13 protein-coding genes are annotated in these 14,325 nt (G+C 69.5%); 7 read left to right on the forward strand and 6 right to left on the reverse strand.

Translation table 11 applies throughout. The features are described 5' to 3' along the window. Positions 1 to 67: 67 nt before the first annotated feature. The 3 genes from LCL61_RS30630 to LCL61_RS30640 all read right to left on the reverse strand — a co-directional run bounded on the left by LCL61_RS30630 (position 68) and on the right by LCL61_RS30640 (position 3,751). A complete protein-coding gene (locus LCL61_RS30630) occupies positions 68 to 967 on the reverse strand; it encodes an ROK family protein (RefSeq protein WP_340682982.1) in 900 nt (299 codons plus the stop codon). Then, complete coding sequence (locus tag LCL61_RS30635) at positions 964 to 2,373, reverse strand: APC family permease (RefSeq protein ID WP_340682983.1); 1,410 nt, start codon at positions 2,371 to 2,373, stop codon at positions 964 to 966. The genes LCL61_RS30630 and LCL61_RS30635 overlap by 4 nt, the downstream gene beginning before the upstream one ends. 544 nt (positions 2,374 to 2,917) lie before the next feature. Next, positions 2,918 to 3,751: an alpha/beta hydrolase family protein gene (locus tag LCL61_RS30640; RefSeq protein WP_340682984.1), complete on the reverse strand. Its 834-nt coding sequence runs from the start codon at positions 3,749 to 3,751 to the stop codon at positions 2,918 to 2,920. A 183-nt stretch (positions 3,752 to 3,934) separates the two neighbouring features. On the opposite strand from LCL61_RS30640, the gene LCL61_RS30645 reads away from it, so the two are divergent. Then, on the forward strand, positions 3,935 to 5,014 hold the full coding sequence (locus LCL61_RS30645) for a J domain-containing protein (protein WP_340682985.1): 1,080 nt from the start codon (positions 3,935 to 3,937) through the stop codon (positions 5,012 to 5,014). 117 nt (positions 5,015 to 5,131) lie between these two features. Here LCL61_RS30645 and LCL61_RS30650 read toward each other — a convergent pair whose 3' ends face one another. After that, positions 5,132 to 7,630, reverse strand: a complete 2,499-nt coding sequence (locus tag LCL61_RS30650) for a M14 family zinc carboxypeptidase (protein WP_340682986.1) — start codon at positions 7,628 to 7,630, stop codon at positions 5,132 to 5,134. Between the two features lie 214 nt (positions 7,631 to 7,844). Between LCL61_RS30650 and LCL61_RS30655 the strand changes: the two genes are divergently transcribed. Both LCL61_RS30655 and LCL61_RS30660 read left to right on the forward strand, forming a co-directional pair. Beyond that, on the forward strand, positions 7,845 to 8,534 hold the full coding sequence (locus LCL61_RS30655; RefSeq protein WP_340682987.1) for a DUF998 domain-containing protein: 690 nt from the start codon (positions 7,845 to 7,847) through the stop codon (positions 8,532 to 8,534). A gap of 92 nt (positions 8,535 to 8,626) precedes the next feature. Next, positions 8,627 to 9,304, forward strand: a complete 678-nt coding sequence (locus tag LCL61_RS30660) for a class I SAM-dependent methyltransferase (RefSeq protein ID WP_340682988.1) — start codon at positions 8,627 to 8,629, stop codon at positions 9,302 to 9,304. On the opposite strand, the gene LCL61_RS30665 is transcribed toward LCL61_RS30660, so the two are convergent. Next, positions 9,198 to 9,848 carry a hypothetical protein gene (locus LCL61_RS30665; RefSeq protein ID WP_340682989.1) on the reverse strand — a complete coding sequence of 217 codons (651 nt, stop codon included), beginning with the start codon at positions 9,846 to 9,848 and terminating at the stop codon, positions 9,198 to 9,200. The genes LCL61_RS30660 and LCL61_RS30665 overlap by 107 nt on opposite strands. Continuing rightward, a complete protein-coding gene (locus LCL61_RS30670) occupies positions 9,845 to 10,177 on the reverse strand; it encodes a hypothetical protein (RefSeq protein ID WP_340682990.1) in 333 nt (110 codons plus the stop codon). The genes LCL61_RS30665 and LCL61_RS30670 overlap by 4 nt, the downstream gene beginning before the upstream one ends. 359 nt (positions 10,178 to 10,536) lie before the next feature. Here LCL61_RS30670 and LCL61_RS30675 point away from each other — a divergent pair, with 359 nt between their 5' ends. Genes LCL61_RS30675 through LCL61_RS30690 form a run of 4 tightly spaced genes read left to right on the forward strand, consistent with a single transcriptional unit; the run spans position 10,537 to position 14,213 of the window. Continuing rightward, positions 10,537 to 11,826, forward strand: coding sequence for a helix-turn-helix transcriptional regulator (locus tag LCL61_RS30675; RefSeq protein ID WP_340682991.1), 1,290 nt, complete (start codon positions 10,537 to 10,539; stop codon positions 11,824 to 11,826). Further along, on the forward strand, positions 11,823 to 12,560 hold the full coding sequence (locus LCL61_RS30680) for a hypothetical protein (protein ID WP_340682992.1): 738 nt from the start codon (positions 11,823 to 11,825) through the stop codon (positions 12,558 to 12,560). Before LCL61_RS30675 ends, LCL61_RS30680 begins: the two co-directional genes overlap by 4 nt. Further along, complete coding sequence (gene dcd / locus LCL61_RS30685) at positions 12,551 to 13,147, forward strand: dCTP deaminase (RefSeq protein ID WP_340682993.1); 597 nt, start codon at positions 12,551 to 12,553, stop codon at positions 13,145 to 13,147. The genes LCL61_RS30680 and dcd overlap by 10 nt, the downstream gene beginning before the upstream one ends. Further along, entirely contained in the window at positions 13,131 to 14,213 is a 1,083-nt protein-coding gene (locus LCL61_RS30690) for a thiamine-phosphate kinase (RefSeq protein WP_340682994.1), read from the forward strand. Before dcd ends, LCL61_RS30690 begins: the two co-directional genes overlap by 17 nt. Positions 14,214 to 14,325: the final 112 nt, after the last annotated feature.

Here is a 14,325-nt window from a genome sequence, read left to right on the forward strand (position 1 = left end):
CGAGAAAGCCGCCGGACTTTCGCTAGATCGGATCTAGCGGGCGCCCGGCGGCTTCGGTCGGTGATCGCTAGGCGTCCAGCGCGATTGCGATCGCGCCCAGCAGGGACGCGTCCTGGTCGAATTTCGCCGACACCAGTTCCGGCGGGAACGGCGCGGCTTGGGTGAGCCGCTCGCGCAGCGCGGGCAGCAGGATGTCGGCCGAGCGCACCAGTCCCCCGCCGACGGCGATGCGCTGCGGATCGAGCGCGATGGCGAGGTTCGCGACGTGCATCGACAGTTCGTCGAGCGCCGCGCCGACCAGTTCCTTGGCCTGCGCGTTCTCCCTGGCGAGGCCGAACAGCTCACCCGCGGTCACCGGGCGGCCGAGCAGCGCACTCGCCCGGCCGCCCAGCCCACGCCCACCGACGGCTTCCTCCAGCGGCGCCGCTCCACTGGCGAACCCGTCGGTGTCCTGCGGCGAGAGAAGGTTGTACCCGATCTCTCCCGCAGCGCCGTTGGCGCCGGCCACCAGCCGGCCACCGACCAGGACCGCCGCGGCGATCCCGGTCCCCAGCGAGAGGAACACCGCCGGATCGGTGTCCGCCAGCGCCCCCCATCGCCATTCCGCGAGCGCCGCCGCCTTGGCGTCGGTGCCCACCTCGATCGGCACGCCCTCGAACTCGGCGGCGACGAGGTCGCGCAGCCGCAGTTCCTCCCAGCCCGGCACGTTCGGCGCGAGCAGGACGCGGTCCTCCAGCACGATGCCAGGGCTGACCACACCGATCGCGACGAGCCGGTCCGCGGCGCCTTCGTCGGCGAGCAGTTTCCGCGCGGCGGCGAGCGCGCGGCTCACCACCTGTCCGGCGCCCGCCTGCGCGTCGGTGTCCAGCCTCCGGGTGACCAGGAGGCTCCCGGACCGGTCGGCCAGCCCGATCGCGACCTTCGTGCCGCCGAAGTCGATCCCCAGGATCAGGTCTTCCCCCGTCACTTTCCGTTCCCCTCTGCCGCCCCCGCGAACGCTTCCTGAATTCCCTTGGGCCCGAACGGCCACACGCGCTCCGCCTTGGCATAGGCCAGGAACGCCGCCACGCCGAGCGCGATCCACCCCACCGAAAGCCCGATCGAAAGCCACGTGGCGGAGAAGTAGATGTAGATCCAGCCGAGCAGCGCGATGATCGTCGGGATCGGATAAAGCCCTTGCCGGTACGGCCGCTCCAGTTCCGGCCGCCGTCGCCGCAGCACGACGATCGCCGCGACCTGCGCGAGCGACTGGATGAGGACCAGCACCGTCACCGCGGCGTTGATCACCGCGGTCAGCGTGAAGAGCGAGCCGATCGCGGCGATGACCCCCATCGTCAGCACGCCGGCGGTCGGCAGGTTCAGCTTCGGGTGCAGCCTGGCGAACACCGGCAGGAACACCTTGTCGCGTGCCGCTTCGAACGGGACCCGCGAACCGCCGAGCAGGCCGGCGAACACCGAACCGATCGCGGCGATCACGATGAACACGGTGATGACCTTGGCCGCGCCCGTGCCCCACGCCTGTTCCAGCACGGTGGAGGCGACCGAAGTGGCGTTCTTCAGTTCCTCCAGCGGGATCGAGCCGAGCACTCCGAGCTGCAGCAGGAAGTAGAGGCTCATGATGCCGAGGATCGAGAGGATGATCGACCGTGGCAGCGTCCGGCCTGGGTCACGAACCTCGCCGCCGAGGTAGGCGCTGGTGTTGTAGCCGAGGTAGTCGTAGATGGCGATGATCAGGCCGGCGCCGAGCCCGGCCCAGAACGCGCCGCCGTCGAACGAGAACGCGCCAGGTGTGAAGGCGAACGCTTGCGCGCCGTCGAAATGGGTGAAGGCAGCGACGATCACCGAAAGGGCGGCGAACAGCATGATCCCGAACAGGACGGTGGTCAGCTTCCCGATCTCGCCGATCTTGCGGAACAACGCCAGCACGATCAGCACGATCACGCCGAGGCCGATGACCTTGCCGAGCGCCGTCGTCCCGCCGTCGTCGGCGACCCCGGGGACCAGGTACCCGAGGTACTGGACGAGCCCGATGATGCCGGTGGACATGATCAGCGGGATGAACAGCACCGCGCTCCAGGCGAACAGGAACGGCATGAGCCTGCCGGTACGGGAGCCGAACGCCTCGCGCAGATAGACGTAGGTGCCGCCGGCGCCGGGGAGGGCGGCGCCGAGTTCGGCCCAGATCAGGCCGTCGGCCAACGCGATGACCGCGCCGATGAGCCAGCCGAACATGGCCTGCGGGCCGCCGAGTGTCACCACCATCGCGGGAATGGTGACGAACGGGCCGATGCCGCACATCTGGGTCATGTTGATGGCGGTCGCCTGGAGCGGCCCGATCTTCCGCTCGAGCCCCGGCCGCGGGGATGAACTCAAAACGCGCCTCCCTGTTAGTTAGTAAAGTTTCTTAACATAATTTCGGGCGTGTCGGAAGGCCGGTCCGCAAAGTTGTCGTGCTCCGGTCCACCAAACCGGGACGTATCAGGGGGCCGTCGGTCCGCGTCCTTGTCCGGAAGGACGTCTTCCCCAGGAACGGTGGGGTCCATGAAACGGCTGTTCAGCGCGGCGATGGCGATCGCCGCACTCGGGTTCGCGGCGGCCTGCGGCGGGACCGACGGGCGGGCCGGACACCGGCCGCACCGAAGACCCCCGTCCGCCTGGCGTCGTCGCCGGGAGCCCGATCAGGTACAACAGCGACCTGCTCGGCACCGCCAAGAGCGCGATCGAGCAGAACCTCGAGCGTCTCCGCAAGAGTTCCCGGCGGTGCGGCGTTTCGACGATCACGGTCGAGGCCCGTACGTCTTCCTCCCGGCGAGCCGGCGGGCTTCGACCGGCGTCGCGTTCGTGATCCCCAGACCGACGAGCTGCGCCTGGAATTCGGGCGTCCCGATCGGCCCCGCCGCCAGGCTGCTGACGCGGGTCAGCGCAGGTGGCGCTCCAGCCACTCGGTGACCGCTTCGTCGGCGAGCTTCGCGATCGGCAGCTGCGGCGCGGGATCGATGCCCGGGTCTTCGGCGAGCGGGTGGGCGAGACCGGGGAGGCGACGTAACCGGACGTCTTCCGACACCGCATACCGGGCACGCACCGCGTCGACGAGTTCGTCGGCGTCCGCGCGGAACGCGGGGAAATCCTCTTCGCCGCTGACGACCAGCAGGGGAACCTGCGGTTCCCTGGCCGAGATTTCACCCGATCGTGCGACGAAGTCGAGCTGATCCGCCGCCTGGTTCGCTTCGTCCGTCCACGTATAGGGCTGTTCCAGCATGGTTTCCACCACGCCGACCAGCGACCGCGCCCGGACGGCGGGGTTGACCAGCGCGGCGGCCCGCACCGGGATCTCCCTGGTGGCCAGGATCGTGAGCGCCACGGCACCACCGAGGGAACCGCCGACGACGGCCATCCGCGAGGTGTCGAAACCGAAGCGTTCCCGCAGTTCAGCCAGTGCGGCGGGGAATTCCAGCGCCGCCTGCCGGACGAACGGGTCGGCGTAGGCGAGCACCGCGTCACGGACGGCCCGTTCGACCACCGCGTCCATGCTGCCGTCGACCATTCTCGCGCCGCACAACGGCATTCCGAGATACACCCGCCACGCGGGCACCCCGGCCAGCGGCAGCGCGGCCGCGAACGCGGCGTCGGTGCGGGGCGCGTCGATCATGTGCCAGGCGACGACCACCGGCGCGGGGCCGCTGACCTCGGCCGATGGCGGCAGGACGGTGAACGGTACCCCCGCCGCCGTGCCCGTGACCGGTTCTCCCACCGCTGTCCCCCCTCGCGTGCTGTCGATCTCCACGATATCCAGGACGCAGCGGAGGCTGACCTCGTTCCGCCACAAGCGAAACAGTATGCCCGCGAGTCACCCCGACGCGCCGCGGAGGTGGTTGCGGGCGCCCGGCGGCGGCCGAATAGTGTTGCGGCCCGGCCCTTTGGAGGTGAACCGCCCGTGCCCGATGTCGACTACTACGAGGTGCTCGGCGTGGGCAAGGCCGCCTCGGTCAACGAGATCAAGACCGCGTACCGGCGGCTGGCGAAATCGCATCACCCGGACACCGGCGGGTCCGCGCTCACCTTCCAGCTGGTCCGCGAGGCCTACGACACGCTCAGCGATCCGATGCGGCGCGCCGGCTACGACGCGGGCGGCCGCTCGGTGCGCGCCCCGATCCGGCCGCGCCCGCGGCGTCGCTTCGGCGAAGAACCGGGCTACGAGCCCGAACCGGTCGTGATCGATCCGGACGACCTCGAATGGTGGGAATTCGCCGCGCAGGACGCGCGCGTGCGGCACGGGCGGCGGCGCGGGCCCGGGCACACCCCGGTGGTGGCGGCGGTCGGCGGGATGGTGCTGGTGCTGCTGCCGGTGCTGACCGGCGTCGGATTCTCGGCCCCCACGCTGATCGTCTGGCTGATCCTGACCGCCGGGACCGCGCTGCTCGTACAACGGCTCGCACGCGGCTACCTGGCGGCGTCCCGCGCCAAGACCCGGTTCGCCGCCGAATTCGGCGGGAAACGCGTGTTCGGCACCCCCGGCGTCGAGACCGACGAACTCGCCGAACGGCTCACCGCCGACCTGCTCGAGCGCTACCTGACCCGGCTGCCCGGCGCCCGGATCTTCCACGGCCTCTCGTGGCCGGATTCGGTGTTCGCCGACGTCGACCACGCCGTGTTGTGCGGAAAGCGGCTGGTGCTCATCGAATCGAAGCTGTGGCTGCCGGGGCACTACGAAACCGATGACGACGACCGTCTGCTGCGCAACGGCCGCGCCTTCCGCGGCGGTGGGAGCAGGCTGACCGAAAGCCTCGATGAATACCGGCGGATCCTGCCGGGGGTCGCGTTGCGCGGGGCGATGATCGTGTACCCGAGCCGGACCGGTGAGATCACCACGGACCTCGATGATCCCTCCCCCGCGCCACCCATGACGCCGGAACAGTTCCTGCACGAGATCGGCGGGTGGCTGGCGGCGGAGCCGTCCACTGTGGACTCGGCGACGATGCGGGTGGTGCGGGACCGGGTGGTCGGCACCGTCTGAGCCGCGGCAGCCCGCATTTCGGGGCGAAGCGCGTGAAGGCCCCCTTCCCTCGGCTCAGCCGAGGAAACTCGACCTNCGGCTCAGCCGAGGAAAGGGGGCCTTCACGCGCAAAAAGAACTACCGGACCGAGCGCTCCTTCTTGGCGCGCGCGGAGCGGGTGCAGACTTCACCGACGTCGACCGTCTGGCCTCGGTCGATGTAGACGTCCGTCAGCCCGACGAGCTTGCCCTTCGGCGACGTACAGGTCAGCTGGTACGCCTCCTTGGGGCCGTAGGTCGGCGGGATCGGCGACTGGAACGACACTCCGCCGGTCCAGTCGTCCACAGTGGACGGATTCGCCTGCGAGTAGTTGACCAGCACTGCCGTGTAGTCCCCGGCGGGCGGGTCGTACAGGATCGCGTGCTCTTCCGTGGTCGAACCGTTCGCCGACGACGACACCATGTTGCCCGCGGAGTCGAAGACGTACAGGTCCCAGTCCGTGTCCTGGCTGGCCCACTTGACGTCGACGCTGAACTTCCCGTTGTCGACCTTGGGGAGTCCGTCGACGTGGAACGTGAAGCTCTCCGAAGCCGGGTCGGCCGGGTAGTTCGTGTTGATCGCCGGGACCCCGGCCGGGTTGACGGCCTGGATCGCGGGCTGCGCCGGACCCTGCGGCTCGCGGCCGTAGCGGCCGGCGACATAGGGCCGGGTCGACGGGTTGATCGACCACGCGAACCGGCCGCCGGTGGAGGACAGCGACGAGTTCAGGTCGTCGGTGACGTAGATCGGCGGCTTCGTCGAGCCGTCCGGCTGCACCACCGGCGAGGTCGGCGTCTGGAACGTCTTGTGCAGCTTCAGCTGGTAACCCTTCGGCGCCGTACCGATCAGCGTCGAATGGGCCGCCGGGTCGGCGGTGTTGGCCAGCATGTCGATGAACGCGGCCCGGTTGCCGCCCTTGCCCGCGCCCGCCGCGGGGGCGACACCGGTGTACTCGGCCACGACACCGTCGGCGAACGGCGGGTGGAACTCGTTCGGGCCGACCTCGAAGGTGAAGCCCCAGCCACCGGTGGCCCAGTACGACCAGTCCTCGGTCGAGCCGGTCGTGTCGTAGAGCGCCCACGACGGCTGGCTGGTGTACCCGTTGCGCGAGGCCATCTTGTCGCCGAGCGCCTTGTACGCCGGCTCGTCGAGCGGCGGGCGGACGGCGGCGACGCCCGGGACACGCAGCACCAGGTTGGAGTAGGTGTGCAGCGTGATCAGGTTGGTCACCTGGCGGTTGGACACGATCGAGCGGATGTTCTGCGTCTCGGGCTCGGAGAACGGGCCGGAACCACGGAACGTGTCACTGCGCCACAGGGTCGACGCGCCGGCGCCGCCCCAGAAACCCGCGTAGTTGCGGTTCGGGTCGGTTCCGCGTTCGCGGCCGGCGGGGTTGGCCTTGCAGACACCGGTCGCGAATTCCTTGGGCGAGTCGTTGACGTTGCAGTTCTTGCGCTTCATCTCGTAGTCGAACCGCGAGAAGTCACCCTTGGGCTCGGCCTCACGGGAGATTTCGAAGCCGTCGGGGTTGACGATCGGCACGATGATGTTGCGCGTCCGGCCGACCAGGCCGCGGATCTCGGCGTTGCCGCCGGTGTAGCCCTTGACCAGCTCGTGGGCCCATTCCATGGCGTGCTCGCCCGCCGGCCACTCCCGGGCGTGGTGCACGCCCATGGTGAAGTTGACGGGTTTGCCGTCCGCGATGTTCTTGACGTCGCTCGCGACCTCGAGGCCGATGACGTCACGGCCTTCCCAGGTCGGCTGCGGCAGCGTGAACGCCGTGACGAGCTTGGGGTTCTTGCGGGCCAGTTCCTTGACCTCGAACTGGTAGTCGTAGAGGTGCCGGTAGCTCGTACGCCCGGACGGCAGGGTGGAGCCCGGCGTCTTCGCGGCGTACTCACGGTCGGTCTTGGCGTTCTGGATCGACTTGGCCGAAAGGTCGGCCTCGACCACCTTCGACTTGAAGCCGTTGTCCGCCAGCGTCTTGCGGTCGGCGTCGTTGGCGAGGACGACCTCGACGCCGCCGGCGTCGGCCTTTTCGGTGACGTCGAGGCCCAGCCGGAGCAACTTGTCCTTGTCCTGCTTGGCCGGGGTTTCGACGCGGACCAGCTCGGCGCGCTGCGGCGCGTGCGCGGCACTGGTCGGTGTCCCCTGCGGCGTGAGGGCCAGGAAGTCGACCCCGAGCAGCGCGTCGCGCGTCTTGCCGTCGTACCGGCAGGTCTGCACGACCAGCTTCTGGTCCTTCTTCACGAAGCCTTCGGCGAGTTCGTGGCTGCGCAACGCGGCGGACGCGGCGACCACGGCGCCGGTGTCCTTGTCGAAGACCGCGAGGTCCCAGTCGCCCTCGGCGCCGCCACGAGGCGCGATCCGCGCCTGCAGCAGACCGTCCACTGTGGACGTGAACTCGCGCCGGTCGGTACCTGCCGTGCCCGGCTTCTGGAGCGCGGCGAAACAGGAACGCGCCACGGCCTGATTGGCCCGGACCACGTTGTCCGCGGCCACCGCCGTCGTGGCCGACGGAAGTGCCACGAAGGTGCCGGCGAGCACCAGGGTTGCCGCCGTCCATCCCGCTCTTCGCCGGTTTGGTGAATACCCCACAGACTGACCTCCTTGGACAGTCCGGTGACCGGGTGAGGTCACCGGTAGCGAGACCCTAGACCCGGGACACCGCCGAAGGGACCCGCCACAAGTCGCCTGCACCCCTTTCGGCCCAACGATCTCACCGACCGTGCCGGAACGATCACCGGGATTCCTGTCGATTCCGACAGGATGGCCTAAGAAAACCTTCAGGTTGGGTGGTTACCTTTCAACCATGACGACGCCCCAGGTCACCACCAGGTCCCCGCTGGCCCTGCTGGCCGCCGTGGCCTCGGTCGCCGGCGGAGCGCTGCTGATCCTGCTCCTGCAGATCCTCCCCGCCACCAGCGACATCAGCCCGGTCCGCCGCACCATCAGCGAATACGCGCTCAGCGAGAACAAGTGGATCTTCGACGTCGCGGTCCTGCTGGTCGCGCTGGGCTCGGCGATCGGCTTCGGCGCGCTGATCCGCCGCAAGCACCTTCCCGTGCTGTCCGCGGCCTCGGTCTTCTGCGCTCTCTGGACGGTGAGCCTGGTGGTGATCGTGGTGTTCCCCAAGAACAACTGGGCGATCGGGCCGAGCATCGGCGGGACGGTGCACCGGATCGCGAGCGTCGTGGCCTTCGTCTGCCTGCCGCTGGCCGTGTGGTTCGCGGCGAAGGCCGTCTTCCCCTCTTCCCGCGCGCGGCGCGCCGTGACGCGGGTGCTCGCGGTGGCGGCCTTGGCCTGGTTCGGTGTGATCCTCGGAGCGATCGTGATCTCGATGAACGGCGGCGAGCCCTGGTGGCGGGCGATCCCGCTCGGGCTGGTGGAGCGCGCGATGGCGCTGACCGGGCTGCTCGCGCTGGCGTCGCTGCTCATCCCCGCGCGCGTGGTCACCGCACCGGTGACCGAGCAGGCCGAAGCACTGGAGACAGCGTCCTGAACGCCGAACGCCTCGCCCGAGCCTGGGACGAAGCCGCCGACGGATACGAGGCGTACTACGTCCCCCGGTTCGCGCCTTGGGTCTCCGCGGCGGTGCGCGCCCTCCCCACCGAACTGCCCGACGGCCCTGTCTTCGTCCCGTGCTGCGGGACCTTCCCGGAACTCGACGTGCTCAGCGGGCACCTGCCCGGCCGCGAGATCGCCGGTATCGATCTGTCCGCCGGCATGGTCGCGAGGGCAAGGCGACGGGGCGCGGGCGATCCACTCGTACGCGTCGTCGAGGGTGACGCCTCGGAACTCGAACCGGCCTCGGCCGCCGCGGTCGTTTCGGTCTTCGGCCTCCAGCAGCTCCCCGAGCCCGACGCCGCACTCCGGTCCTGGGCAACCGCGCTGCGCCCGGGCGGCGTGCTTTCGGTCGTCTACTGGCCGCACAGCACCGAACCGGGCGGGCCGTTCACGGTGCTGTCCGACGTACTCCGGGAACGTGTCCCCGCCGGCGACCGGTCCTGGGAGGAACGGCTCGTACCCGCGCTGGAGGGCGCCGTGCTCGAACGGGACGAGCCTTTGTCGTTCCCGATGGTCCACCCCGACGCGGACACGTTCTTCACCGCGCACACCCGGTCAGGACCGATGCGGCCGCTGGCGGACGCGCGCGGCGAAGAGTTCATCGCCGGGCTGCGCGCGGAATTCCTGCGAAGATCCCCGGCAGGGGAATGGCGGCACCGTCCGACTGCCCGGCATATCGTCGCGCGGGCGGCAGACCGGGCTTGACCTCGTCCTCTTCCGCGTCCTTGCGCAAGCGTGCGGTGCAGACCGAAAGGTGCACGACGTTGGCGCGCTTGTGATGGCGGTACACGTGGACGTCGGAGGCGAAGCACGCCGCGGCCAGTAAGGCCCGCCGCTGCTCGATGCGCTCGTAGCCGACCCCTGCCGGACAGAACACGGTGACCTCGACCTCGTCGCCGCGCGGTTTGGTCCACAGGATCACCGGCAGCTTGCCGTCGAGCGTGCACACCCGGGCACGGGCGAATCCGGTCCGCAGCCGGTGCTGCACGACGATCGAGCGGAGCCGGTCGCGGAGGAATCGCCGCGCCGAGCGCCAGTAGAACAGCCAGTTCGCGACGCCGAACAGCACGACCGCGCCCCAGATCGGGCCGACCGCCCGGAAAAGCGAGACCAGCGCGTACGGGAGGACGAGTAGCGCGCCGATCTCGTATCGCCAGTGATAAAGGACGGTGACCGGGTTCGGCCTCCTGACCACCGTGATCTCCCTGGCCAGTTCGGCGATCGCCTGGGGTTCCTGCCAACGGCTCATGACCTTCCTCCTGTCCGTCCGGCGGTTTGCTCGGCGGCCACGGCCGCCGCGGGAATGGAGCGGACGACACCGGCACCGGCGCAGTCCGGGCAAACGGCGTCCTCATAGGGCCACCACCCCGTGCCTCCGCACGGCGCGCAGGCGTGAACGGTGTCCCAGCGGGGATCGCGGTAGACGCGGCGCCTGCTGTCCGGCACCCGCGTCACCTGCCAGCCGCGAGCGGCCGCGCGCGTGTCCTCGCCGGTCGCGAAGAGCCATTCGTGGAAGCGTTCGAGAAGTCGATCGAACCAAGATCGGGGCGCTGCCGTGTGGTTCTCGTGGTGGGACATGAGGTTCACCCCCGATACTGCGAGGCGCGGACTCGGGTCGGCACACGACGCCTACTCCGGCATTCGTGTGCCCGCAGGCGACGCGAACCGGTCAGATGCGCAGCGTCACATTCAGATGGCTGACAGCATCCGTTCTCCGGTCGTGCCCGGGTCGGACCGGCCCTCGTGACCGGGCGGGTCACGCACACCAGGACCAGGTAGAACCGGGTCCGCCGCGGCACTCGACACGTTGTGACACGACGTTGACCCACGCGCCAGCACGGTCCGATTCCCTTGCTGTACTCTCGCCGTTGTGTGCACGTTCAGTCACCGCCCTACATTGCCTACCAAAGGTAGGTAAGCCTGTGTCTAGTGCCTACATGAAGCCTACATCGGCCGGGCAAGGGCCGGTAAGCCCTGATGCGGAAACCGTTACCGCGTCGGGTGTCGGACGTGAGCTGCGGCGGCTGCGCAAGGCCGCGGGCGAAACGCAGGCGGAGACCGCCCGGATCATCGGCGTCACCAGGGCGAACCTGACCCAGTGGGAGACCGGGAAATACCTGCCGTCGGCGCACAACGCGCGTCAGCTCGACGATCACTTCCGCGCCGCGAACGCGCTGTTCACCTTGGTGGAGACGGCCCGTTCACCCCAGAACCACACTCCGCCCGCCCTCGGTGACGCCGCCGTCGTCGACACCTCCCGGTCACTGCTGGAGGTCTTCCACACCGTCGGCGCCAAACTCGCCCAGCGCCTGATCCGGGACGAGCACGGGAAACCGCTGGGCTGGCGGCACAACCTGCAGAAGAGCACCGGGCCGAAGGCGCTCAGCACCGCGTACGGGATCAACACCATGCTGGTGGTAGGCGATCCCTACATCGACCTACATACGCTTGCCGAAGACCTGTACCGGCTGCAATCCGCCCAGGGCTGGCGGGGCCGCGCGGGCGGCAAGCGGCCGGAGACGACCGCTTCCGTGGTGGACGCGCTCTTCCGCACCAGCACCATGTCCGCCGACGAAGGGCTGGAACAGCTCGAAGGGTCACTCGACCCGTACAGCAGGACCCGCCCCTACCTGTTGTCCGCCGTGTTGCACACGGCGGTCCGGCTCCGGCCGGACGCCCCGCTGACCGACCGGCTGATCGACGCCCTCCTGGCGGCCCGGCTCGACTTCGACGGCTCACAGCTGTGGCCGGAGAAGAACGAGGACGGGCTCGTCGCCCCGGAGGCTTCGGTGGTGCACACCGCACGGTCGGTCGTCGCCTTGCGGGAAGTCCTGCGCAGCCGTGAAGATCGCAACGACGTCCGAGAGGCGGCCGACGAAGCCACACAATGGCTCATCGACCGGTCGCATTCCGACGATGGCGTGGCCGAGGATCTCGAAAGGCCTCGCCCCGACGGGGAAGGAACGACCCGGATCATCATCCGGCACTTCACCGCAGCCTGGGTCGTCCAAGCGCTCGCCACCGCCCCCTTCCTGCCACTCCCCCGGCTCAACCGGGCGCTCGGAACCCTTTGGGAGCGCTACGACGCCGATCAGGGACTGTGGGCCTGGGGAAGCGGCGACCTACCCATCTGGCAGACGTTGGACGCCGTCACCGCGCTCCGCGCGGCCGCCTTGGCCGCCGCCGGGCCCCCGCTCAGCCCTCCAGGAACTCCAGGAACTCCATGATCGACACCCCGCCCTCGACCCTCACGGCCGTGCCCGCGTTCCTCCGTAAGGTCACCGACAGCCGCCCCGGCCACGGCGACGCGGACCTTCCCTGGCTGCGCACGGTCGCGCACCGGGTACAGGACTCCCCCGGCACCTTCTTTTCGTGGCTCGAAGAAATCCTCGGCGACGAGGAAGCCGTCCGAGTCGCGGCGAAGCGTTCCTACTGGCATCCGAACGGATTCGCCAAAATGGTGCTCCACGCCTCTGCCGATTTCCGCATCCGGCTCCATGTCTGGCCGGAATCCGCGGAGCCGTCCCGCGGCGAGTCCAATCCGCACAGCCATCGGTGGGAATTCGCTTCGACCATCGTCGCGGGCGAAGGCCTGCACATGGTCGAGTTCCACGAAACGACCGAAGGCGGGAAGCCGTACGCCCGGTACCGCTACGGCGCCGATCCGGCGAATCCGGCCGCGTTGCTCGCGGACGGCGATGCCCGGCTCACCGTGGAGAAGACCCCGCACGTCCGGCTCGGCGACGTCTACTCGTGCGACACCGCCGTCGTGCACACCGTCCGGCCCATCGAAGCGGGATTGACCGCGACGGTGGTGGTCCAGGGACCGCACCGCACCAGCACCACGGTCGTGTACTGCGAGCCCGGCGAGTCCGACGACCAGCCCAACGGCGAACTGACCGAGACCGATTTCCGCGTCCTGGTCGGCGCCGTCGCGGAAGCGGTGGCGTCATGCCGTTGACCTGGCCCGCCCCGCGCCGCGGGATCCTGACCGACCGGGCCATCAAACGCGCGCACCGCACCGGGGAACTCGCGATCACCCCGTTCGAGCCCGGCCTCGTCCGTCCCGCCGCGATCAGCCTGCGGCTCGGACGTCAGGCGTTCGCACTGGAATCGACCGGGACCGTCGACATCGCCGACCGGAGCACGTATCCGGAGCTCCGGCCGAAGGAACTCGACGCCGAAGGGAGGCTGCGCGTCGAACCCGGCGAAGTCGTTCTCGCCCCGACGCTGGAGAAGATCGGGCTTTCCGAGAAGCTCGCCGGGCTCGTCGACGGCACGAGCGACTACGCGCGGCTCGGCATCAGCGTCGTCCTGTGCGGTCAGGTCAGCCCTGGCTTCGGCAACGAGACCGGCGCCGTGCTGACCCTGGAAATCGTGAACCACCTGCGGCATCCCGTACTCCTGCACCCCGGAACGCGGATCTGCAACCTGATGCTGTTCGCTTCCACCGGCAGCGAACAGCCCTACGGCACGATGCCGAACAACTACTCCAGCGACCACAACGTCGCGCCGTCCCGATTGGCGGATCATGTCGGGCGTAACTGAACTCTCGCCGATCGGCGACGGCGTCCGGCTCGGCGACCTCGGCGAGCACGCGATCCTGGAGCACATCCTGCGGCCGCGCTACGGCGGTGTTCGCGGGTTCGGGGACGACTGCGCGGTCCTCGACGCCATGGAAGGGCTTCGCGGCGAGCTGGTCGCCACCACCGACAGCTGCCCGACGCCGCTGGTCACCATCCTGGGTGAAACGGACCCCTACCACGCCGGATGGCTACTGGCGACGATCAACCTCTCCGATCTGGCCGCGGCCGGGGCCACCCCGCTCGGCCTGGTCGTCAACTACACCCTGCCGAAGACGACCACCGCGGGCGAGTTCCGGCGGCTTCTCGACGGCGTGGACGACTGCACGAAGGTGCACGGCACCAAGGTCGTCGGCGGCGATCTCCGGGACGGCCCGGTCCGGCAGCTCACCGCGACCGCGATCGGCCGGTGCGTCCCCGGCGGGCGGCTCGGGCGCGCGGGGGCCGAAGCCGGCGACCGTCTGCTGCTGGTCGGTTCGCCCGGCTATCTCTGGGCGTACGCGCTACTGGTCGAAAAGCAGGCACAGCTTCCCGGACCTCTCGTCGCGGACATCCGTGAGCGCGCCTGCCGTCCGATGGCCCAGGTGGCCGCTGGCAGGACCCTCGCCACGGCCGGGCTGGCACGCGCCGCCATGGACGTCTCCGACGGTCTCTTCCCGACCGTGCGAACCCTGTGTGGCGCCAACGGTCTCGGCGCGCGGATCACCAAGGACATCCGGCTGGACGACGCTCCCGCCGACGTCTGCGCGCAGTCGGGGCTCGGCCGGTTCGAGCTCGCGCAGGCTTGGGGCGACTGGACGCTCGTGGTCGCGGTGCGGGTGCAGGATGTCGCACTCGCCAAGAAGATCCTCGCCGGCGAAGGCGTCGCGGCACAGGAAATCGGCTCCCTCGTGCCCCGCGAGGAAGGCATTTCGCTGGACGACGGCGAAAGCTGGGAAGGGATCGCGCAGGAGCGGTTCTCGCCCAGTTCCTGGCACGGCGGCGAGGTGCCGAAGCTGATCACCGAGGTTCTCGGCAGGCGCGCGGGCTGAGCCCCTGCGGGCGCGGAAACGATTGTTCCGCGCCCGCATTCACCAAAGGACGCCTCAAAAGGCATTGACAGTACCGACGTCGATGCCGTTCCGTGAATACGGAAGATCACCG

Origin of the sequence: Amycolatopsis coloradensis, from assembly GCF_037997115.1 — a bacterium.
Lineage (GTDB): Bacteria > Actinomycetota > Actinomycetes > Mycobacteriales > Pseudonocardiaceae > Amycolatopsis > Amycolatopsis coloradensis_A.

What these genes read in the sequence shown, in the direction of transcription:
- LCL61_RS30675 (WP_340682991.1), top strand. Translation starts at nt 10,537, where the DNA reads ATGAAGCCTACATCGGCCGGGCAAGGGCCGGTAAGCCCTGATGCGGAA.
- LCL61_RS30670 (WP_340682990.1), bottom strand. Translation starts at nt 10,177, where the DNA reads ATGTCCCACCACGAGAACCACACGGCAGCGCCCCGATCTTGGTTCGAT.
- LCL61_RS30665 (WP_340682989.1), bottom strand. Translation starts at nt 9,848, where the DNA reads ATGAGCCGTTGGCAGGAACCCCAGGCGATCGCCGAACTGGCCAGGGAG.
- LCL61_RS30680 (WP_340682992.1), top strand. Translation starts at nt 11,823, where the DNA reads ATGATCGACACCCCGCCCTCGACCCTCACGGCCGTGCCCGCGTTCCTC.
- LCL61_RS30690 (WP_340682994.1), top strand. Translation starts at nt 13,131, where the DNA reads ATGTCGGGCGTAACTGAACTCTCGCCGATCGGCGACGGCGTCCGGCTC.
- LCL61_RS30655 (WP_340682987.1), top strand. Translation starts at nt 7,845, where the DNA reads ATGACGACGCCCCAGGTCACCACCAGGTCCCCGCTGGCCCTGCTGGCC.
- dcd (WP_340682993.1), top strand. Translation starts at nt 12,551, where the DNA reads ATGCCGTTGACCTGGCCCGCCCCGCGCCGCGGGATCCTGACCGACCGG.